Here is a 21782-nt window from a genome sequence, read left to right as displayed (position 1 = left end):
CGGTGCTCAGGGCCGGTGGCCCGCGTGGGCCGCCCGGAGCACCGCCCGCACGCCGTCCACCGTCACGGGACGCGGGTTGGCGTACGGCTGTCCCGCCACCTGTACGGCCGCCTCCGCCAGGTCGGCCTCCGCGAGGCCGAGTTCGGCGAGGGAGCGCGGGGCGTCCAGGCGGCCGGCCAGGTCCCACAGGGCGCCTGGCGGGTCGTCGGCGCCGAGTGCCCGGCCCAGCGCGGTCAACGCGTCGGGAACGGCCGGGGCGTTGTACGCGAGGGCGTACGGCAGGACGATCGTGTGCGTCTCGGCGTGCGGCAGACCGAAGGTGCCGCCCAGGACGTGGCAGAGCTTGTGGTGCAGGCCCATGGTGGTGGCGCCGAGGCAGGTCCCGCACAGCCACGCCGCGTACAGCGCCCGGCCGCGCGCGTCCAGGTCGTCGGGCCTCGACGCGAGCTGCGGCAGCGCCTGCGCCATCGCCCGTACGCCCTCCTGGGCCATCAGCGCGATCAACGGCGAGGTGTCCGGGGCGTAGAGCGCCTCGACGGCGTGCGCCAGGGCGTTGACGCCGCTGGTCACGGTGAGCGGCACCGGCAGGGAGAGGGTCAGCTCGGGGTCGTAGACGACACTGCGGGGCTGGACCCCCGGGTCGCGGCCGGTGCGCTTGGCGCCGCCCTCGGTCAGGCCCCAGACGGGGGTCATCTCGGAGCCCGAGTAGGTCGACGGCACGGCGATCAGGGGCAGTGCGGTGCGCAGGGCGATCGCCTTGCCGAGGCCGATGGAGGAGCCGCCGCCGACCGCCACGACACCGTCGGCGCCGGCCGCACGGGCCACCGCCACGGCCCGCTCGGCGTCCTCGGCGGGCACGTGCATACGGGCCTCTGCGTGCAGCCCCGCGCAGGAGTCGCCGAGGGCTGCCGCGACCGCCCGAGCGACGGACTCGCCCCGGCTGCCGCAGACCACCAGCACCCGCCGCAGTCCCAGGTGTTCGACCTCGCCGGGGGTCGCGGTGACGGCGGCGCCGGGCCGGAAGACGACCCGCCCGGGCCGGCTCTCGTAGGTGAACTCGCCCGAGAACGTCATGCGTTCGGCTCCAGCACGAGGTCGAAGCGGGCGTGCCGGAACGGGTTCGGCATGCCGAACTCCGCTGCCAGGGACGGGGCGTCGGTCGTCGTGAAGTCCTGCACGAGGCTCTGCTTCACGGCGAAGACGGCGTCGGAGTCGAGGTAGTCGCTGCCGGCGACGAAGATGTGGGTGGTGACGGGGGTGTGGCCCTCGGCGCCGACGATGAAGTGGATGTGCGCGGGCCGGTAGGGGTGCCGGCCGGTCGCGCGCAGCAGGTCCCCGACCGGGCCGTCGGTGGGGATCGGGTACGGCGCCGGGACGCAGGTGCGGAACCAGAAGCGGCCCTCGGCGTCGGCGGTGAACAGTCCGCGTCCGTTGCCCGCGGGCTGCACCTCGGGCTGCTGGACGTCGTAGAAGCCCCGGTCGTCGGCCTGCCAGACGTCGAGGACGGCACCGGGCAGCGGGGTGCCGTCGGCGGACAGCACCCGGCCGCTGACCACGCACGGCTCGCTGCCGCCGACCAAGTCGATGTCGTCGCCGAGTTCCCGGACGGGTGACTCGGTCATGTGGAAGGGGCCGAGGACGGTGGACTCGGTGGCGCCCTGCGCGCGGTCGCCGTTGACGGTCTCGACGAGCATGGAGAGGCCGAGGACGTCCGACAGCAGGATGAACTCCTGCCGGGTGTCCGTGCACGTCCGGCCGGTCGCCGTCAGGAAGGCGATCGCCTTCTCCCACTCCTCCTGGGTGAGCCGGGTCTCGCGCACGAAGTCGTGCAGATGGCCGATCAGACCGGCGAGCAGTTCGCGCAGTCGTGGGTCGGCGGTCGCACGGAGGCTCGCGACGGCCTCCTCGGTGACGCTGGTTCCGATCGCGTCGCTGGTCATCCCGGCTCCTCCTGCTCGACGGCGGTCCGCTTCTGCCATGGTCGCGCGTTCTCAGGTGTGACCGAGGATCCGGCGCAGCGCGTCCGACAGGAGCGCTTCGGCGTCCGGGGCCGCGGTCGCGTGCCGGAAGGCGACGAAGCCGTCGGGCCGTACGAGCAGGGCGCCGGCGTCGGAGATCTCGCTCAGGCGCGCCCAGTCGCCGTACGGGTCCTCGTACCGCTGCCCGGGACCGATCACCACGGTGGCGATCTCGACGTCCTGCGCCTCGGCGGCCCGGAGCCAGCCCTCGCCGCCGATGCCGGTCAGCAGGGTGAAGCGGCCCTTGCCGACGGTGTCGAGGGTGGAGAGGGTGCGGGTGCCGGAGGTGATCCAGGCGTGCGGGACGCGGGCGCCGGGGCGGGAGGTGGGCTGGTGGTGGAGTTCGGGGTCGCGGGCGAAGGTCTCCGCGGGGCTGCCGTCGGGGACGACGGCGGCCGAGGTGTAGCGCTGGTTGAGGTCGACGCCGTGCGCGTTGAACTCGTACACCTTGAAGGCGATCGCGTCGCGGAGCTTCGCGCGCTGCTTCTCGGCGGCCTCGGTGGCGTCCTTGCGGGCGGCGATGTTGGCCCAGAGCTGTTCGGGGGTCTGCGGGGCGAGTCCGTCGAGGGCCTCGAAGATCGGGGCGGTCTCGCCGATGGACCGGTTGGCCCGGGTGACGACCTGCCTGCCCACGGGGGCGCGTTCGGCGGTGTAGGTGTCGAGGAGCTTCGGGGCGGCGGTGCCGTCGAGGACGAGCTTGAGCTTCCAGGCGAGGTTGTAGGAGTCCTGGATGGAGGTGTTGGAGCCGAGGCCGTTGGACGGCGGGTGGCGGTGGGTGGCGTCCCCGGCGCAGAAGACACGGCCGTGGGAGTAGGTCTCCGCGTACATCTCGTTGACGGTCCAGGCCGAGGACGACCTGATCGTCACGGGGATCTCGTCGTCGCCGACCAACTGCCGTACGACCGACTCGGCGTACTCGGTGGTCAGGTCGGGGGAGCCCGCGGTGACGTCGTACCCCCACACGATCAGCCACTCGTTCCAGGGCCGGACACAGCGCACCAGGCCCGCGCCGATGCCGCCGACGGTGGCGCCCGGGGCGAGGACCCAGTAGAGGGTGGAGGGGCGGTGCGCGGCGTACTTCGTCAGGTCCGCCTCGAAGACGATGTTGACGCTGCCGGCCACCCCCATCCGGCCGCCCATCGGGAGCCCGGCGTGCTCGGCGACCCTCGACCGGCCGCCGTCCGCGCCGACCAGGTACTTCGCGCGGATCTCGTACGAGTCCCCGCGCAGCCGGTCCCGCACGGTGACCGTCACGCCGTCGGCGTCCTGGGTGTGGGAGAGGTACTCGGTCTCGAAGCGCAGGCCGGTGCCGCGGGCGACGGCCGCGTCGACGAGGACCGGCTCCATGAGGTGCTGCGGCATGTCGCACATGCGGGTGGGGCTGGCGAGTTCGTGGGCGGCCTGGACGAGCGGGTCGTTGCCCCAGGAGCGCACCCGGCCCAGTTCCTCGCCGGCCAGGCTGGTGCAGAAGGTGGTGTTGCCCATCAGGTGCTGCGGGGTCGCCCGTGCGACGACGTCCTGCTCCACGCCGAGGTCGCGCAGGACCTCCATCGTGCGCTGGTTGGTGATGTGCGCGCGGGGGGTGTCGGCGAGACTCGCGTAGCGGGTGACGACGATGTTCGGCACGCCGTAGGTGCTCAGCGCGAGCGCGGCGGACGCTCCGGCCGGGCCGCTGCCTACGATCAGGACGTCGGTCTCGACGGGGGTGGGCACGGGGCGCTCCTGGCGGGGGCTCACGGACGGGGGCAGTCTTGATCATGGGCGCAAAGGGCGGAGGGCGGCTGTCTCAAGTTGAGACAGCTCGAGACGGTGGCGGGGCGGCCCGGCCACGCCGGGCAGGGTGGTTGTTGCCTGTTCAACTGAACCCGCTACGGTGGGTACGTCGTGACCACCACAGAGCCCTCCCCCGCAGTCCGCGTCCTCCCTCCCCTGCGAGTGGCGCGTGAGCGCTTCCTGGCCGGGCGGCCGGTGCCCGACGGTGTGCCGGAGGAGGTCCTCGCGGCCTGGCGGCGGGCCCGGTTCTTCGGCGTGCCGCACGACTTGAAGGAACCCGCGGGCGATCCGCCCCGACCGGTCGAGTCCGCGCTGCTCGGCGCCGCCCGTCCGGTGCTCGAACGGATCGTCCCCGCCCTGGGCGCCGGCCACTCCGTCCTCCTCCTCACCGACGCACGGCTGCGCGTGCTGTGGACGTACGGGACCGCGCCCGGACTCGTCCCCTCCCCGGCGCTGTCGGAGCAGGAGGTCGGTCACAACAGCGCGGCCCTCGCCCTGCGCCGCGGGCGCCGTGCCGAGGTGCACGGGCCCGAGCACTTCCTCGACGTGTGGCAGGACGTGTCGGCGGTCAGCGTCCCGGTCCTCGCGCCGAAAGGCGGACAGGCGCTCGGCACCCTCACCGTCGCCTCCCGCCTCCCTGGCGGCCGCCCGCCGCACCCGCAGGCGGCGCTCGCCGAGGCCGCCGCCGCGGCGGTCGAGGCGGAACTGCTGGCCCGGGCCGGACGACCCGAACAGGTCCTGCTGGACGCCTACTTGCGCGCCGTGCGCGGAGAGGGCCGCGCGGTGGCCGCGCTGGACGGCCGCAACCGTCTCATCAACGCGGCGGCCGAGCGGCTGGCGACCCCGGAGGTGCTCAGGGCCCTCGAACGTACGGCGACGGCGGCCCGGCACACGGACCCGCCGCCGGCCGCCGAACTCCCCGAGGGAGCCGGGTGCCGCGCCCGTGTCGACCTGGTGCGCCAGGAGGGCGCGGTCGTGGGGATCGTGGCCGTCCTGGAGCCGCGGGCGCAGGAAGCGCCCAGGCCCCGGCCGCGCCCGCTGCCCCGGCTGGCGGGCGCGTCGCCGCCGTGGCGTCACGCCGTGGAGCGCGCCGCAGAACTGGTCCGCTCCCCCGAGCCGGCGCTGCTGACCGGCGAACGGGGGACGGGGAAGACCGCGCTGGCCCGGGAGTTGCTGGGACCGGCCGGTGTCCAGGTCGTCGACGCGGCCGAAGAGGGCACCGTGGTGGGTGACTTGGCGGCGTGGGCCGTGGGGAGCCCTCTCGTCCTGCGGCACGCCGAGCGGTTGACGCAGCCCGCCGTGGCCACGCTCAACTCCCTCCTCGACACGCACCCGGAGAATCGGCTGCTGCTCACCCACACTCCCGGGACCCCGCCCGGCCCCTGCCTCCAACGGCTCCTCGACAAGCTGGCCGCCCGCACGGTCGTACTGCCTCCGTTGCGCGAACGCACCGAGGACATCCGGGAGTTGCTGTCGGCCCTGACCCCGCGCCCCGCTCCCGGGAGCCCTCCGCTGACCTGGACGCTGGACGCCCTGCGGGCGCTCGAACAGCATCCGTGGCCCGGGAACGTCACCGAACTCGCCCACGTCGTCCAGGCCTTGGCGGAACACCGACGGGTCCTGGGACCGGTCCGCCGGGCCGAACTGCCGGACACCGTGCGGGAGGGCCCCGCGGTCCGCCCGCTCAGCCCGATGGAACACGCCGAACGCGCCACGATCCTGGAGACCCTGCACCGCCACGGCGGCAACAAGTCCCGCGCGGCGGCGGCACTCGGCATCGGACGGGCCACCCTGTACCGCAAACTACGGGAGTACGAGGGCTGAGGAGCGGGGCCCGCACCCGGGCGGGCGTGCCCCCCCCCGGCTCATCCGTTCCGTGGATGAGCCGGATACGGGATTCGGATCACGCGGAGGACGGCGGTGGGGCCGTCCGGACCACTCGCAGCCGTGCCGGCCCGCACGGAGGCCTGGCGGACGCCCTGGGCGCGCTGGGCGTGGCCCGCGGGGCTGAGGGGCGTATCGCAACGGCTGCGGCCCCCAAAGGCACGCCCCCGCCGGACCAAGCCGCCTGACGCGCTGCGCGTTCCGGGAGGCGCCTCGCTGGTGGTCGCCGCGGCGCTGAGGGGCGTACGGCGGCGGGCGGCTCGGATGTACGCCCCCTCCCGGCCCAAGCCGCCTGACAGCACTGGGGGTTGGGACCGCCTCGCTGGCGGTCGCGACGGGGCTGGGGCCGCACCGCAATGGTCGGGGGCCCCTGAGACACATGCCCGGCCGGACGAAGCTGCCTGACGCGCTGCGGGTTCCGGGGGGGGGAGGCGGCTCGCTGGCGGTCGCGGCGAGGGGCGTACGGCGGCGGGCGGTTTCGGAGGTGCGGGGCCTGCCGCGAGCGCCCGGGGCTCCGGAGGCACGTGTCCTGCTGGGTGAAGGCGGCCGGCAGCGGGGCCTCCGATCGCCCCCCTGCGCGCTCACGTCAGCGTCGCCCCCACCTCCGCCGCCTTCTGGCGCAGCCAGATGTGTGCCGCGTCCTGTGTGTGCACCGGATGCCACCACATCGCCTCCCGCACCGGCACCGCCTCGAAGGGACACGGCAGGACGCGCACCGCGGCGGAGCGCACCGCCCGCCGGGCCAGCCGCTCCTGGATCATCGCGACCCGCCGGGTGCCCTCGACCATGTGCGGCAGCAGTTGGAAGGTCTGCACCGAGACCTCCACCCGGGGGCTGACGCCGATCATGCTGAGCTGGCGTGCGACCGGGGCGTCGTAGGGGCGCTGGTAGACCGCCCAGGGAAGCTGTGAGAGCTGGTCGAGGGTGAGGGCGTCGCCGACCTCGGGGTTGTCGTCGGCGACCAGGCACAGCCAGCGGTCCTGGTGGACGTCGACCGCGGGGAAGCCGTCGATGATCCCGTGCGGCATCATCAGCCCGTCGACCGTGCTCAGGACCGTGCCGGTGTTCTCGACGACCGAGGGCGCCGGGTGCTGGAAGGCGAGTCGGATGCCGGGCGCCTCCCGGTGCAGTACCCGGGCGAGTGCCGCTCCGAAGACCGCCGCCCCGTAGTCGGAGGCGAGCAGGGTGAACTCGCGGGTCTCGGCGGCCGGATCGAAGTCGGCCTGGCTGGAGAAGACCCGCTCCAGCAGATCGCACGCGGTGGCGCTGCGGTCCCGCAGGGCGACGCCTAGCGGGGTGAGTTCGTAGGCGTTTCCGGTGCGGGCCAGCAGTTCGTCGTCGAAGTGGCGCCGCAGCCGGGACAGGGCCGCGCTCATGGCGGGCTGGCTCAGCCCGACCCGTTCGCCGGCCCGGGTGACGTTGCGCTCCTCCAGGAGGGCGCGCAGGGCCACGACCAGGTTGAGGTCGAGTCGGGACAGGTTCACCGGCACCACCGAGCAGTTGGAACGGGTATCCACGCCATGGATCAGCGGGATCCACAGGATTGATTTCCGTGATTGTCACATCGAGGTCAGAGTAGACCGCAACCCAGCGGGAGGACATCTCATGGCAACGCATCGGCAACCGGCCGGCCCGTTCGCGCTCGGCACCTTGTCGGCCCACGGCGGGAGGTCCTTCCCCGGTCTCGTGGCCGGGGAACGGGTCCTGGACCTGAGCGCAGCCCTGGACTGGGCACCGTCCGGCATCCGGGCGGTCCTGGAGCGCTGGGCGGAGACCCTGCCGGTCCTGCACGCCCTGGCCGGCGACGCCGCCCTGCCCTGGCAGCCGCTGTCGGACCTGCGCGTGCACGCCCCCGTCGAGCCCCGGCAGGTCTTCCAGTCCGGGGCCAACTACCGGCAGCACGTGATCGACCTGGAGGTCGCCCACCGCTCGCCCGAGGACCCGCGCACGGTCGAGGAGGCGCGTGCGGAGATCGCCGCGGTCATGGACCGCCGGGCCGCCGAGGACCTTCCGTACGTGTTCGTCGGGCTGCCGAGCGCGATCACCGGCCCCTACGACGACGTCGTCCTGCCCGCCTGGGCCGAACAGCCCGACTGGGAGCTGGAGTTGGCCGTCGTCATCGGCAGGACCGCGCGACGGGTGCCGGTCGAGGAGGCCATGGAGTACGTCGCCGGGTACACGATCGCCAACGACCTCACGGACCGGGCCACGGTCTTCCGCCGGGACATGAAGGCCATCGGCACCGACTGGCTGCGCTCCAAGAACGCACCCGGTTTCACCCCGCTCGGGCCGTGGATCGTACCGGCCGAGTCGATCGCCGACCCGGGCGACCTGCGGGTCACCCTCAAACTCAACGGCGACACCATGCAGGACGAGTCCACGAAGGACATGCTGTTCGGGGTCGCGCGGCTGGTGTCGTACATCTCCCGGACCGCCGAACTGCTGCCCGGCGACCTGGTGTTGACGGGCAGCCCGGCCGGGAACGGCATCCACTGGGGCCGGTTGCTGCGCGACGGCGACGTGATGGAGGGTTCCGTCACCGGGCTCGGCGTGCAGCGCACCCGCTGTGTGGCGGAGGCCCGGTGAACCGCCACGACCCCGAGGGCGCGATCGCCGAGGCCGCCGAGGCGTACTCCAACTGGGGGCGTTGGGGCGCGGACGACGTGCTCGGCACGCTGAACTTCCTCGACGAGGCCAAGCGGCGCGAGGGTGCCGCGCTGGTCCGCCGGGGCGTGAGCTTCTCGCTGTCGCAGCGGTTCGACATGAACGGCCCGCAGAAGGGCTGGCGGCGCCGCACCAACCCGGTGCACACCATGCTGGACACCGGCACCGACGCCGCCCTCGGCAACCAGGGCTTCCCGCACGGCATCGGCGGCGCCGACGACGTGATCGCGATGCCGCTCCAGTGCTCCACCCAGTGGGACGGGCTCGGGCACATCTTCGACCACGGCAAGGCGTGGAACGGCCGGGACGCCGCGACCACGGTCACCTCCGACGGCGACCTCGTCACCGGCATCGAGCACATGGCACCGTACGTCGCCGGACGCGGGGTCCTCCTCGATGTGGGCCGAGTGGTGGGCACCGACGGTGAGTTGCCCGACGGTTTCGCCGTCACCGAGGAGCACCTGACCGCGACCGCCGAGGCGCACGGGGTGCGCGTCGGACGCGGTGACATCGTCCTCGTGCGCACCGGGCAGCTCGCCCGGGTCCGGCGCGACGGCTGGGGCGAGTACGCGGGCGGTCCGGCACCGGGCCTCTCCTTCACCACCGCCGGCTGGCTGCACCGCTCGGAGATCGCCGCGATCGCCACCGACACCTGGGGCTTCGAGGTGCGGCCGAACGAGTTCGAGAACGCCTTCCAGCCGCTGCACCAGGTCGTCATCCCCAACATCGGCCTGCTCGTCGGCGAGATGTGGGACCTCGACGCACTCGCCGCGGACTGCGGGCGGGACGGCGTCCACGAGTTCTGGCTCACGGCCGCGCCCCTGCCGATCACCGGCGCGGTCGGCTCCCCGGTGAACCCGGTCGCCGTCAAGTAGCCGAACCGGCCCGCACTCCGCACCCACCCGCACCCGCACCCGCAGGACGAGCACCGCCCCCTTCGCCGCCCGAAGCCGCGCGGCCCTATCCCGGGAGGCCCCCGACATGGCTGACAACCCCACCCGATCCGTCCTGGTCATAGGCGGAGGCACCTCTGGCAACGCCCTGACCGTCCTGCTGCGCCGGGCCGGCATCGCCGTCGACGTGGTCGAGGCGAGCCCCGACTGGAAGGCCGCCGCGGGCTCCGGCATCACCCTCCAGGGCAACGCCCTGCGCGTCCTGCGCGAGGTCGGCGTCCTGGAGGGCATCGAGGAGCACGGGTACGCCGCCGACGGCGTCGCCCTCCTCGCCCCGGACGGCACCGTGCTGCACGCCCACGCGGAGCTGCGCACCGGCGGGGACGACCTGCCCGCCCACGTCGGTATGCGGCGCCCCGTGCTCCAGCAGCTCCTCATCGAGGCGGTCCGCGGCGCGGGCGCGGACGTCCGCCTCGGCACCACGGCCACCGCCTTCGCACAGGACGACAAGGGCGTGGACGTCACCTTCTCGGACGGCACGAGCCGCCGCTACAACCTGGTGGTGGGCGCCGACGGGCTGCACTCCGCCACCCGCCGGATGATCGGCGTCACCGACGAACCCGAGCCCATCGGCATGGGCATCTGGCGGGCCCCCGCCCCCCGCCCGGCCGGCGTCACCCGCACCGAGATGATCTACGGCGGCCCGTGCTTCATCGCCGGGTACTGCCCGACCGGCGAGGACACGGTCTACACGTACCTCGTGGAGCGGGCCCGCGACCGGAGCACGCTCGACCCGGGGACGTACGCCGACGAGATGCGCGGTCTCAGCGCGGGCTACGGCGGGGTGTGGCCGGAGCTGCGGTCCGCCTTCACCGACCCGAAGGCCGTCAACTACACCTGTTTCGACCGGCACTTGGTGGAGGGCCCCTGGCATCGCGGCCGGGTCGTGCTCGTCGGGGACGCCGCCCATGCCTGCCCGCCGACCTTCGCCCAGGGTGCCGCGATGTCCCTGGAGGACGTCCTGGTCCTCGCCGAGCTGCTGACCGGCCGCGACGACTGGGACGACGGGCTGCTCACCGCGTACCACGCCCGGCGGCTCCCCCGGGTGCGGACGGTCGTCGACGCCTCCGTCCAGCTCGCCCACTGGCTGCTCGCCGGGGAACGGGACGCGGACGTACCCGGACTGATGTACCGCACCCTGAGCGTGCTGAGGGAACTGCCGTGACCGGGCCCGCACCGACACCGACGATCGACGTCCACGCCCACCTCCTGCTGCCCGAGGTCGAGGAGGCCGTCGCCGGTCACCCCGGCCTCGCCGGGGCCCGTGCCCTGGACGCCCGCCGCAACGGTCCGGCGGCCCTGGCCGTGAACGGGCCCATGGTCGGCGCACGGGTGCCGAGGATGACCGACGTGTCCGTTCGCCTCGCCGCGATGGACGCGCAAGGGGTGGACATCCAACTGGTGAGCCCCTCGCCCTCCCACTACCACTACTGGGCCGATCCCGAACTCGCCTCCCGGATCTGCCGGTCGGCCAACGAGAGGACCGCGGCGCACTGCTCCGGGGCCCCCGGCCGGCTGTACGGCCTCGGTCTGGTCCCGCTCCAACACCCGGACCTCGCGCCCGAGTTGCTCGACCACGCCGTGGCCCAGGGCCTCAAGGGCGTGGAGATCTCCTCGCACGCCCCGGGCCGTGACCTGTCGGACCCGGCGTACGAGCCCTTCTGGACCCGCGCCGAGGAGACGGGCGCGCTCGTCTTCCTGCACCCCTTCGGCTGCACGCTGGACGAGCGCCTGGACCGGTGGTACCTGTCCAACACCGTCGGGCAGCCCACCGAGAACGCGATCGCCCTCTCCCATCTGATCTTCTCCGGTGTCCTCGACCGCCATCCGGACCTGCGACTGGTCGCCGCGCACGGGGGCGGCTATCTGCCCACCCACATCGGCCGCTCCGACCACGCCTGGCGGACCCGCCCCGACGCCCGCGGCTGCGCGCGGGAGCCCAGCAACTACCTGCGGCGGATCCACTTCGACTCCCTGGTCCACGACCCGGCCGTGCTGGGGGCGCTCCTCGCGGCCGCCGGGCCCGAACGCGTCCTGCTCGGCTCCGACTTCCCCTTCGACATGGGCACCGAGGACCCGCTCGCCGCCCTGCGCGCCGCGGACCTGCCCGACCACGACTTCCACGCGGTGCGGGGCGGCAACGCGGCCGCCCTGCTCGGCCTCTCCTGAGGAGGAACCCCATGACCGACCGCCTGCTCACCCACCTGCGCCACGTCGACCTCGCCGTACCGGACTACGACAGGCAGCTCGACTTCTACGCCGGCGTCTGGGGCCTGACCAAGGTCGCCGAGGACTCCGGGATCTCCTTCCTGGCCGCGGAGGGCTCCCCCGAGCAGTACGTCGTACGGCTGCGCAAGGCCGCCGAGAAGCGCCTCGACCTCGTCTCGTACGGTGCCGCGAGCGCCGAGGACGTCGACACGCTCGCCGAGCGGCTCCTCGCCGGAGGAGTGCGACTGATCTCCCGGCCGGGCAAGGTCGACACCCCCGGCGGCGGCTACGGCTTCCGCTTCTTCGACGTCGACGGCCGCACCGTCGAGGTCTCGGCGGACGTACAGGTCAGGCAGCACCGCAGGATCGAGGAGAAGGAGTCGATCCCCGTCAAGCTGTCGCACGTCGTCCTCAACTCGCCGGACCTGGACAGGACCCGCGACTGGTACGAGACCCACCTCGGCTTCCGGCTCTCCGACACGCTGCACTCGCCGCACATGGGCGAGGTCATGCACTTCATGCGGATCAGCAACCAGCACCACTCGATGGCCCTCGCCAAGGGCCCGCACACCTCGCTGCACCACGTCTCCTTCGAGATGCGCGGCCTGGACGAGTACATGCGCGGCTCGGGACGGGTGATGCGGGCCGGCTTCAGGAAGATCTGGGGCCCGGGCCGTCACATGGCGGGCGACAACACGTTCACCTACTTCCTCGACCCGCACGGCAACACCGTCGAGTACACGACGGAGCTGGAGGTCCTCGACGAGGACACCTGGCATCCGCACGTCTACGACTTCTCCCGGCCCGAGGTCACCGACCAGTGGGGCACGGCCAACCCGATGAACGAGCTGGTCGCCAAGGAGTCCTTCAACGACGTCGACCGCGGCGTGTTCGTCGCACCGCCGGTCTGAGCGCGGCCTCGAGGCCTCCCGACACCCGGGGCCGGCGTCCCCTGTCGCCCTGACGGTCCGCCGCGCCCCCGGGCCCCTCCGCACGCCCCTAGGACCCGCCATGCGTTTCGCCACGTACGAACACCACGCCCGCCACCAGGTGGCCGTCGTCGACGAGGACGGCCACCTCCACCCGCTGCCCGGCGTCCGCTCCCTGACCGGCCTGCTCGCCCGGGCCGGCGGTCTGCCGGGACTGCTCGACGCGGGCGCCGCGGCCCTCGGCACCCCGGCCGGACCCACCGTCCACGAGGTGCGCCTGCTGCCCCCGATCCAGCCGCCCACCGTCCGCGACTTCGTCACCTTCGAGGAGCACGTCGAGGGCGTACGGCGGTCCGTGGACGGCGCGGCCAGGGTGCCGGAGCAGTGGTACACGGCACCGACGTTCTACTTCACCAACCCCTACGCGGTGCACGGCCCCCACGACGACATCCCGATGCCGCCGGGCTCGGCCGTGCTCGACTTCGAGCTGGAGGTCGCCGCCGTGATCGGCACGGCGGGCCGTGACCTCACCCCCGAGCGGGCGCGCGAGCACATCGTCGGCTACACCGTGTTCAACGACTGGTCCGCCCGCGACCTCCAGTCCGCCGAGATGCGCGTGGGCCTCGGCCCGTGCAAGGGCAAGGACACGGCCACCACGCTGGGCCCGTACCTGGTCACCGCCGACGAGCTGGAGAGGTACCGCGACGAGGAGGGGTTCCTGCGGCTGGCTCTCACGGCCGCCGTCAACGGCGAGGTCGTCGGCGAGGACCTGCTGTCCCGCATGAGCTGGACGTTCGAGGAGATGACGGCCTACGCCTCGCGTGGGACCTGGGTCCGCCCCGGGGACGTCCTCGGCTCCGGCACCTGCGGGAACGGCGGCTGCCTCGCCGAGCTGTGGGGGCTGCGCGGCGCACAGGACCCGGCCCCGCTGCGGCCCGGCGACACGGTCACCCTCACGGTCGAGGGCATCGGCGAGGTCAGCAACACCGTGGTGCGCGGTGCCGAGCCGGTACCGGTGCCGCCCGCACGCCGCCGGCCACGACGGAGCTGAGGGGCCGCACCCCGGTGCCGGATCCCGGAGCGGAGGGCCCCGACCGGCGGGGCGCCGCTCCGGGCCGGAGCGTGGCTGCATACCGTAGAGGCAGATCACCGTCTGCCCGGGAGCACGCATGACCGGTAGCCGCCGCAGGAGACCCGGCGACACCTTCGACACCATCGAGCCGCCCGGCGACGCCCAGCTCGTCGCCGCGGTGGTGGGCGTGACGGCCGTGGTCGAGTTCCTCGGCGCCCTGTCCGGGTCCGAGGTGTGGCTGCTCGGGCTGCTGGTGTTCCTGCCGGGTGCCGCCTCGGCGCTGGGCACGGTCCGGCAGACCGGCTTCGTCGCCGTGTGGACCACGCTCGTCGTCACCGCCAGCGTGCTGCTGCGGGACCGCCAGGCCGGCCACTGGTTCGACCGGCTCCTGCTGATCCTGTTCACCGTGGTCCTGGCGGCGACCTCCGTCTACGGATGCCACCGGCGGATCCGCCGCGAGGACGCCATGCTGCGGCTGCGCTCCACCGCCGCGGCCATGCAGCGGCACATCCTGCATCCGCTGCCCCTGCTGACCGACGACGTCCTGGTCAACGGCGTGTACGAGCCGCTCCAGGAGGAACGGCTCGTCGGCGGGGACATCTACGACGTCGTCGACTCGCCCTTCGGGACCCGGGTGCTGATCGGGGACGTGCAGGGCAAGGGGCTGGCCGCCGTGGGCTCCGCGTTCGCCGTCATCGGCGCCTTCCGGGAGGCGGCCCACCGGGAACCGACCCTCACCGCGCTCGTGGACGCCCTGGACGCGGCCGTCGTACGGCACAACTCCTACGCCACCCACACCGGCGACGACGAGCGGTTCGTCACCGCGCTCATCGTCTGCGTCGACGCCGACACCGAGGTGCAGGCCGTCAACTGCGGGCACGTCCTGCCGCACGTGCTGCACGAGGGGACGGTCAGCACGCTCGAACTCGAACCCGGCGTCCCGCTGGGCCTGGCCGAGCTCGCCCACGAGCCCACGACCGTGGGCTGGTTCGACTTCCCCGAGGGCGCGACGCTGCTGCTGAGCACCGACGGCCTGACGGAGACCCGCTCCGCCGACGGCGCGTTCTACCCGCTCGACGAGCGCCTGACCAAGTACGCCGGCGTCTCCCCCACCGAACTGCCGCAGGCCCTGCACGACGACGCCCGCGCGTTCTCGGGGAACGGCGGCCCCCACGACGACGTGGCCGTCCTGACGGTCCGCCGCTCCCTGCGCGTCTGAGGCCGCGGGCCCGCAGGACAGCGGCCGGCAGCACGGCGTTCTCAGGGGAACCGGCGGGTGTCCCGGAGGCCGAGATCCACTGCCGTGCCGTGACCGACCTGGTGCATCCGCCGGCCGAACTGGTGGAGAACGCCACGGTGTTCCCCCCGCCGCGGTCCCGGGTCCGGGTCACCGCCGCCCGGCTGCCGGACGGGCGGACCATGGTCGAGGTCCACGACCTGGCCATCGGCCTGCCACCGGAGGAACTGGCCGACAGGCCGGGGGACGGCGGCGGAATCCGCCATCGACACCACGGCCCTGGCGGCCTTCGCCGACCCTGGCTTCCCCGGGGGCACCGCCCGCGCTCGCCGGACCTGGCACGACAGGTAGCCGCACCGGTCGGACGACGCCGTAGGAAACCGGGCCGGGGCCCTTCCTTATCCGGCGGCACACCCTGCCCGGCCGGTGCCGCCCGGAAAATCGCTGGGGCCCGGGGCTTCGCCACGGCAGGATGATCGGTCGGTGTCGGCCACACGAGGGGAGACGGCGGATGAGGCGCAACCGGCTCGGCAAGACCGATGTGCACGTCACGGAGCTGGGCTTCGGCGGCGGCCCGCTCGGCGGACTCTTCGCACCGCTGGACGACGAGACGGCCGCGGGGGCCCTGGCGGCGGCCTGGGACAGCGGGATCCGCTACTACGACACCTCCCCGCACTACGGCATCGGCCACTCCGAGCGCCGCGTCGGCGCCCTGCTGCGGGACCGGCCGCGCGAGACGTTCACCCTGTCGACGAAGGTCGGCCGGCTGCTGGTCCCGCAGGACGCGGCGGGCCGCACGGACGAGAGCTTCGCGGTGCCGGCCACGCACCGCAGGGTGTGGGACTTCACGCGGGACGGTGTGCTGCGCAGCGTGGCGGACTCGCTGGAGCGGATGGGCGTGGACCGTATCGACATGCTGTTCCTGCACGACGCGGAGGAGCACTTCGAGGACGCGGTGCGCGACGGCTACCCGGCCCTCGCCGAACTCCGCGCCCAGGGCGTGGTGGGGGCGATCGGCGCGGGGATGTACCACCCCGGCCAACTGGCCCGACTGGTGCGGGAGTCGGACGTGGACGTCGTGATGCTGTCGGGCCGCTACACGCTCCTGGACCACAGCGCCCTGGACGAACTCCTGCCGGCCTGCACGGACCGCGGGGTCTCCGTCCTCGCGGCGTCGGTCTTCAACTCCGGTCTGCTCGCCACGGCCCGCCCCGTCGAGGGCAGCACCTTCGACTACGCCCCGGCCGCCCCGGGGACGGTGGACCGCGCCCACCGCATCGCCGACGTCTGCGAGGCGCACGGCGTGACCCTCCCGGCGCTGGCGATGGCGTTCCCGCTCCGGCACCCGGCGGTCGCGGGCATCGTCGTCGGCATGCGCACGGCGGAGGAGGTGCACGCCAATGTGGCGGCGTTCGGCACGGAGATCCCGACCGCGCTGTGGGACGACCTGCGCGGTGCGGGGCTCCTGGACGAGCGGGCACCTGTGTAAGACGCACGCCGACCGGCCGGGTTCGTGTCGCAGGTGAGAGGGCGGCGCCGAGCCGCCGGGCCGGCCTCCTGGCAGGATGGCCGGCATGGAACGTGTGCTGGGCATCGGCGGATACTTCCTCCGGGCCGCCGACCCCGTGGCCCTGAGCGCGTGGTACCGCGACCACCTGGGTCTGGAGGCCGACGAGAACGGTCTGTGGCGGCAGGAGGACGGACCCACGGTGTTCGCCGCGTTCGAGTCCGGGACCGACTACTTCGGGTCCCGCTCCCAGCAGACCATGGTCAACTTCCGGGTCCGCGATCTGGACGCCATGCTCGCGCAACTGCGCGCGGGCGGAGCGGACGTCGCCGAGGAGACCCAGGACATGCAGGGCGTCGGCCGGTTCGGCTGGGTCACCGACCCGGAGGGCAACCGCGTCGAGCTGTGGCAGCCCGTCTGAGCCGTCGAGGCCAGGAGCGCCGTCCCGGCTCTCAGCCTGCGTGACGGACGCGGAAGCGGCCGGGGTCCGCCGGATCCCGGTCGACGATCCGGACCGGCGCCCGGTCCCACTGCCAGACGCCGATGCCGGACGTACGGGTGAACCGGATCCGCCCGCGGGTGCCGTCGACCGCCACCTGCGGCCAGGCCGCGGCGATGTCCGTCCGGTCCGTCCCGTGGGTGCGCAGCACGTCGGCGAGGACGGCGATCGTGTCGTAGCCCTCGAAGGCCACGAAGGAGGGCGGCACGCCCAGCCGCTCGCGCAGGGCCGTCTCGACCCGTGCGCCGAGGGGGCCGAGACGCTCGGGCAGATAGCGCAGGAACGGGATGGCGGTGCCGTCGTCCCCCAGCAGTTCCGCCCATTCGGCGAACTCGGGCTGCCCGGCCGGAGCGCCGATCACGACCTCGGCGAGCCGCGGGTCACGGCGGACGGACCGGACGATCGACACGGCCGGCTCGGGGAGGCCGGCCAGCAGGAGGAGGGCCGTCGCCCGCTGCTCCACGAGCCGGTCGCACAGCACCTCGGGGGTGAGGGCCCGCGCGTCGAGTTCGACGACGGTGCCGCCCCGTGCCGCGAGGCGGTCGCGGAGGATGCGGGTCCCGGCCGCCCAGTAGACGCTCGGTTCGGCCGCCACGGCGACGCGGCTGTGCCCTTCACCGAGGAGGAAGTCTGCGTAGACCCGCCAGCCGTGGGACTGGGGCGGGGGCAGCCGCGCGACCCATCGCGTGGGCTGTTCGGTCAGCGCGTCGAGGACCGCCGACGAGCAGAGGTACGGCAGGCGGAGGGCGTCGGCCCTGGCGGCCGCGGCGCGGGCGACGACGCTGTGGTACTCGCCCGCCAGGGCGGCCACGCCGAGCCCGGCCAGTTCGTCCACGGCCGCCGCGGCCCGCAGCGGATCGGCCGCGGTGTCCCGGACCGACAGTTCGAGCGGTCTTCCGGCGACCCCTCCGGCCTCGTTGACCTCGTCGACGGCCTGCTCCAGGCCGGCGAGCAGATGCCGGCCGGCCTCGACCCAGCCCGGCCGCGTCAGCGGAACGAGAGCACCGATCCGGACCGGCGTCGCCGGAGGCACCTGAGTGATCATGCGGGCCATTGCACCCGTCACCCTCCCCCGAGGGCAACCTCTTAACGGTCTCCGCGCGCCGGGAGACGGCTCGGCGAGGCCCGACCAGGGCATGCGGCGGGCGGCGAGCTCGTCGTCCTGCCGGAGTGATCCGCCGACACGATGCCCGCCGCCCTGAGTGCGCCGCCCACGACCGCCTGGGTACGGTGCCCTGACCTCTCAGTCGTCGTCCGGGAACTCGCCCGCGAACGCGCCCGCCATCCGCAGCCAGGGCTCCGCCTCGTCCGGGCGGCCCAGCCGTTGCAGGGTGCGTCCCAGCATCAGGTGGGCGTAGTGCTCCACCGGGTCGCGCTCGACGATCACCCGCAACTGGTCCTCGGCACGCCGAAGTTGGGCCGAGTGGTAGTAGGCGCGGGCCAGCAGCAGCCGGGGTCCGGTCTGCTCCGGGGCCTCCTCGACGACCTCGGCGAGGAGCTTCGCGGCACCGCTGTAGTCGCGCGCCTCGAACAGCAGCCCGGCCCGCTCCCAGCGCTCGACGGTGGTCTCCTCGTGCTCCGCCCCGACGCCGTCGTCGAACAGGTGCAGCGCGCTGGCCCAACGGTCGGGCGCCACACCGCCGGTGGCCGCGTACGCGTTGAAGTTGTCGGTCATGATGGCTCCGTCCGCCGGCCGCGCCTTCGCGCGGACCGGATTCTTCGCGGGGTCCTGGGTTCGGGGTCAGACCGCCGGTGCGGCGGTTCCGGCCCGCTCCGCCTCGTGGGCGGCGAGCAGGGAGGCGTGCGTGGGGGCGTCGGGCACATCGGCCGGCCGGTTCCTGGCGAACTCCTCGCGCAGCACCGGTACGACCTCCTCGCCCAGCATGTCGATCTGCTCCAGCGCGGTCTTCAGCGGGATGCCGCCGCCGTCCACGACGAACAACTGGCGCTGGTAGTCACCGGCGTACTCGCGGAAGCCGAGCGTCTTCTCGACGACCTGCTCCGGGGTGCCGACGGTCAGCGGGGTCTGCCGCATGTACTCCTCCATCGGGATCCCTCCTCCCATCACCGGTGAGTGGTCGAAGACCGGGCGGAACTCCCGTACGGCGTCCTGGGAGTTGTGCCGCATGTAGACCTGGCCGCCCAGTCCGACGACGGCCTGCTCAGGGGTGCCGTGCCCGTAGTGCGCGTACCGCTGCCGGTACAGGTCGATCAGCTTCCCGGTGTGCTCCTTCGGCCAGAAGATGTTGTTGTGGAAGAACCCGTCGCCGTAATAGGCGGCCTGCTCGGCTATCTCCGGGGAGCGGATGGAGCCGTGCCACACGAACGGCGGGACTCCGTCCAGCGGCCGTGGCGTCGAGGTGAAGCCCTGGAGCGGGGTGCGGAACTTGCCCTCCCAGTTCACGACGTCCTCGCGCCACAGCCGGCGCAGCAGGGCGTAGTTCTCGACGGCGAGGCCGATGCCGTCCCGGACGTCCTTGCCGAACCAGGGGTAGACCGGGCCGGTGTTGCCGCGGCCCATCATCAGGTCCACCCGCCCGTCGGCGAGGTGCTGGAGCATCGCGTAGTCCTCGGCGATCTTCACCGGGTCGTTGGTGGTGATCAGCGTCGTGGACGTCGAGAGGATGATGCGCTCGGTGTGCGCGGCGACGTGGCCGAGCAGGGTCGTGGGCGACGAGGGCACGAACGGCCGGTTGTGGTGCTCGCCGGTCGCGAAGACGTCGAGTCCGACCTCCTCGGCCTTCCGCGCGATCGCGACCATGGCCTTGATCCGCTCGTGCTCGGTCGGCGTACGACCGGTGTGCGGGTCGGTGGCCACGTCACCGACGGTGAAGATGCCGAACTGCATCGCCCTCACCCCTCCTGGTTGATGCATCAACTATACCCGCCCAACACGGGGCCTCTCCCGGCTATTCCGCCCTCGCGGCACCGGGCGCGTCCGGGCCCTGAGCAGGCAAGGGCCGCAGATGTCAGGCGGCGGCGATCGGCGCCCAGACCTCTGGCTCAGGTGTCAGGCCAGGTCCTCGTCCAGCTTGCCGATGACGCGCTCGGAGATCTCGGTCAGGACGCGCAGTTCGGCCGGTGTGACGTGGTCGATGAACAGTTCCCGTACGGCCTCGACATGCCGTGGGGCCGCCGCCTCGATGGCCGCCCGGCCGGCGTCCGTGATGACCACGAACGCGCCGCGCGCGTCCTCGGGGCACTCCTCCCGGACCACCAGGCCCCGCCCGGCCATCCGGGCGATGTGGTGGGACATCCGGCTCTTCTCCCACTCCAGCGCACGCGCCAGGTCCTGGTACCGCTGCCGCCCCTCCGGGGTGTCCGTGAGATGGACCAGCACGGCGAAGTCCGCGGGCGACACCTTGGACTCGGACTGGAGCATGCGCCCGAGACGTCCGCCGAGCCGCTCGTGCAGCCGGACGAAACCCCGCCACGCGCGCTGCTCCTCCGGCGTCAGCCATCGCACTGTGTCTGCCATGGAAGAAGTGTAAGCACAGTTGACACATCACCGAATGGAGCGGGGCCGACCGTGGTCCGCGCTCCCTCCGCCGGCCCCGTCCGGGCTACTCCGTGGTCCCGGGTGCCGGGATGCTGCCCGTGGTCGCCAGTTCCCGGTACCACCGCGCGCTGTCCTTCAGGGTGCGGCGCTGTGTCCCGTAGTCGACGTGGACGATGCCGAAGCGCTTCGAATAGCCGTATCCCCACTCGAAGTTGTCCATCAGCGACCACACGAAGTACCCGCGCAGATCGACTCCGGCGGCGAGCGCCCGGTGGGCGGCGAGGAAGTGCCGGTGGAGGTAGTCGACGCGCTCCGGGTCGTGGACGGTGTGGCTGCCGTCGGGGCGGGTGACGAGCTGGTCCTCGAAGGCCGCGCCGTTCTCCGTGATGACCAGCGGCTGGTCCGGGAACCGGCTGTGCAGGTCCAGCAGGAGCTCTTCTAGCCCGTCGGGGTCGATGTTCCAGCCCATGGCGGTGTGCGGGCCGTCCTGGGCGACGAACTCCACCTGGGGCGAGCCCGGCCAGGGCGAGCCGCCCATGTCCTTGTGCCCGTCGTTGTTCTGCCGTGCCGTGCTGCCGTCCCACAGGCGCACCCGGGTGGTGGCGTAGTAGTTGACGCCGAGCAGGTCCAGGGGCTGGTGGATCAGGGTGAGGTCGCCGTCCTCGACGAACGACCAGTCCGTGACGCCCGCGGTGTCCTCGATGAGGTCCTCGGGGTAGTGGCCGCGCAGCAGGGGTTCGGTGAAGGCGCGGTTGGCCAGCGCGTCGATCCGGCGTACGGCCTCCTCGGCGCCGTCTCCCTCACCGCGCAGGACGTGGAAGTTGAGGGTGACCGAGTACTGCGGGTCGTTGGTGGTGACCTCCCTGAGCTGCTGGACCGCGAGCCCGTGGGCGAGGTTGAGGTGGTGGACCGCGGTCAGCGCCGCGGCTCCGTCGGTGCGGCCGGGGGCGTGCGCTCCGGAGCCGTAGCCGAGGTAGGCCGAGCACCAGGGTTCGTTCAGCGTGGTCCAGATCGCGACCCGGTCGCCGAGGGCCTCGCCGACGATGCGGGCGTAGTCGGCGAAGGCGAAGGCGGTCTCGCGGTTCGTCCAGCCGCCCTCGTCCTCCAGGGCCTGGGGCAGGTCCCAGTGGTAGAGGGTGGCGACGGGGACCATGTCCCGCTGGAGCAGGCCGTCGACCAGCCGGCTGTAGAAGTCCAGCCCCTTGGGGTTGGCCGGGCCGCGGCCGGTGGGCTGGATGCGCGGCCAGGCGAGGGAGAACCGGTACGCCTTCAGGCCCAGGGAGGCCATGAGGTCGAGGTCCTCGTCGAGGCGGTGGTAGTGGTCGGCGGCCACGTCACCGGTGTCGCCGTTCCACGTCTTGCCCGGGGTGTGGGAGAAGGTGTCCCAGATGGAGGGGCCGCGCCCGTCCTCGTCGGCGGCGCCCTCGATCTGGTAGGCGGCGGTCGCGGAGCCGAGGAGGAAGTGCGCGGGGAAGGACGGGGGCTGGGCTGTCGACATGCGGGGTCGCTTTCCGGTGAAGGCCAGGTGATGGAGGCGGG

General features: G+C 73.2%; 19 protein-coding genes. 10 read left to right on the top strand and 9 right to left on the bottom strand.

Annotated features, from left to right (window positions below):
* Window positions 1-6: 6 nt before the first annotated feature.
* From ACZ66S_RS12260 to ACZ66S_RS12250, 3 genes are read right to left on the bottom strand one after another with little or no spacing between them, the layout of a single operon-like run.
* The gene (locus ACZ66S_RS12260) at window positions 7-1074 is read right to left on the bottom strand and encodes a maleylacetate reductase (RefSeq protein ID WP_469901420.1); all 1068 of its coding nucleotides are present in this window, start codon (window positions 1072-1074) and stop codon (window positions 7-9) included.
* A complete protein-coding gene (locus ACZ66S_RS12255; RefSeq protein WP_469901419.1) occupies window positions 1071-1940 on the bottom strand; it encodes an intradiol ring-cleavage dioxygenase in 870 nt (289 codons plus the stop codon). Before ACZ66S_RS12255 ends, ACZ66S_RS12260 begins: the two co-directional genes overlap by 4 nt.
* Before the next feature lie 51 nt (window positions 1941-1991).
* Entirely contained in the window at window positions 1992-3731 is a 1740-nt protein-coding gene (locus tag ACZ66S_RS12250; RefSeq protein WP_469901418.1) for an FAD-dependent oxidoreductase, read from the bottom strand.
* A 171-nt stretch (window positions 3732-3902) separates the two neighbouring features.
* On the opposite strand from ACZ66S_RS12250, the gene ACZ66S_RS12245 reads away from it, so the two are divergent.
* Entirely contained in the window at window positions 3903-5615 is a 1713-nt protein-coding gene (locus ACZ66S_RS12245) for a helix-turn-helix domain-containing protein (protein WP_469901417.1), read from the top strand.
* A gap of 641 nt (window positions 5616-6256) precedes the next feature.
* Here the strand turns inward: ACZ66S_RS12245 and ACZ66S_RS12240 are convergent.
* Window positions 6257-7159 (bottom strand): LysR family transcriptional regulator, encoded by a 903-nt coding sequence (locus ACZ66S_RS12240; protein ID WP_469901733.1) that lies wholly within the window; start codon window positions 7157-7159, stop codon window positions 6257-6259.
* Window positions 7160-7280: 121 nt separating this feature from the next.
* Here ACZ66S_RS12240 and ACZ66S_RS12235 point away from each other — a divergent pair, with 121 nt between their 5' ends.
* From ACZ66S_RS12235 to ACZ66S_RS12195, 9 genes are all read left to right on the top strand, one after another.
* Entirely contained in the window at window positions 7281-8261 is a 981-nt protein-coding gene (locus tag ACZ66S_RS12235) for a fumarylacetoacetate hydrolase family protein (protein WP_469901416.1), read from the top strand.
* Window positions 8258-9214 (top strand): cyclase family protein, encoded by a 957-nt coding sequence (locus ACZ66S_RS12230; protein WP_469901415.1) that lies wholly within the window; start codon window positions 8258-8260, stop codon window positions 9212-9214. The genes ACZ66S_RS12235 and ACZ66S_RS12230 overlap by 4 nt, the downstream gene beginning before the upstream one ends.
* Window positions 9215-9320: 106 nt before the next feature.
* Window positions 9321-10457 (top strand): FAD-dependent oxidoreductase, encoded by a 1137-nt coding sequence (locus ACZ66S_RS12225; protein ID WP_469901414.1) that lies wholly within the window; start codon window positions 9321-9323, stop codon window positions 10455-10457.
* The gene (locus ACZ66S_RS12220; protein ID WP_469901413.1) at window positions 10454-11461 is read left to right on the top strand and encodes an amidohydrolase family protein; all 1008 of its coding nucleotides are present in this window, start codon (window positions 10454-10456) and stop codon (window positions 11459-11461) included. The genes ACZ66S_RS12225 and ACZ66S_RS12220 overlap by 4 nt, the downstream gene beginning before the upstream one ends.
* A gap of 11 nt (window positions 11462-11472) precedes the next feature.
* On the top strand, window positions 11473-12411 hold the full coding sequence (locus ACZ66S_RS12215; RefSeq protein ID WP_469901412.1) for a VOC family protein: 939 nt from the start codon (window positions 11473-11475) through the stop codon (window positions 12409-12411).
* 100 nt (window positions 12412-12511) lie between these two features.
* The gene (locus tag ACZ66S_RS12210) at window positions 12512-13480 is read left to right on the top strand and encodes a fumarylacetoacetate hydrolase family protein (protein WP_469901411.1); all 969 of its coding nucleotides are present in this window, start codon (window positions 12512-12514) and stop codon (window positions 13478-13480) included.
* A gap of 118 nt (window positions 13481-13598) precedes the next feature.
* Complete coding sequence (locus tag ACZ66S_RS12205) at window positions 13599-14720, top strand: PP2C family protein-serine/threonine phosphatase (RefSeq protein WP_469901410.1); 1122 nt, start codon at window positions 13599-13601, stop codon at window positions 14718-14720.
* A 529-nt stretch (window positions 14721-15249) separates the two neighbouring features.
* A complete protein-coding gene (locus ACZ66S_RS12200) occupies window positions 15250-16227 on the top strand; it encodes an aldo/keto reductase (RefSeq protein WP_469901409.1) in 978 nt (325 codons plus the stop codon).
* An 85-nt stretch (window positions 16228-16312) separates the two neighbouring features.
* Complete coding sequence (locus ACZ66S_RS12195) at window positions 16313-16666, top strand: VOC family protein (RefSeq protein WP_469901408.1); 354 nt, start codon at window positions 16313-16315, stop codon at window positions 16664-16666.
* 31 nt (window positions 16667-16697) lie between these two features.
* Here the strand turns inward: ACZ66S_RS12195 and ACZ66S_RS12190 are convergent, their stop codons facing one another.
* From ACZ66S_RS12190 to ACZ66S_RS12170, 5 genes are all read right to left on the bottom strand, one after another.
* Entirely contained in the window at window positions 16698-17789 is a 1092-nt protein-coding gene (locus ACZ66S_RS12190; protein ID WP_469901407.1) for an ABC transporter substrate-binding protein, read from the bottom strand.
* Window positions 17790-17987: 198 nt separating this feature from the next.
* Window positions 17988-18419, bottom strand: a complete 432-nt coding sequence (locus ACZ66S_RS12185; protein WP_469901406.1) for a tetratricopeptide repeat protein — start codon at window positions 18417-18419, stop codon at window positions 17988-17990.
* A gap of 66 nt (window positions 18420-18485) precedes the next feature.
* Entirely contained in the window at window positions 18486-19592 is a 1107-nt protein-coding gene (locus tag ACZ66S_RS12180) for an LLM class flavin-dependent oxidoreductase (RefSeq protein WP_469901405.1), read from the bottom strand.
* A gap of 162 nt (window positions 19593-19754) precedes the next feature.
* Window positions 19755-20222 (bottom strand): MarR family winged helix-turn-helix transcriptional regulator, encoded by a 468-nt coding sequence (locus ACZ66S_RS12175; RefSeq protein WP_469901404.1) that lies wholly within the window; start codon window positions 20220-20222, stop codon window positions 19755-19757.
* Window positions 20223-20307: 85 nt separating this feature from the next.
* Window positions 20308-21741 carry a GH1 family beta-glucosidase gene (locus tag ACZ66S_RS12170; protein ID WP_469901403.1) on the bottom strand — a complete coding sequence of 478 codons (1434 nt, stop codon included), beginning with the start codon at window positions 21739-21741 and terminating at the stop codon, window positions 20308-20310.
* Window positions 21742-21782 lie beyond the last annotated feature (41 nt).

This window comes from Streptomyces sp. NPDC107471 (assembly GCF_055582845.1).
Note: the sequence above shows the minus strand (reverse complement) of the source record. Positions and strands in the feature narration are given on the sequence as shown.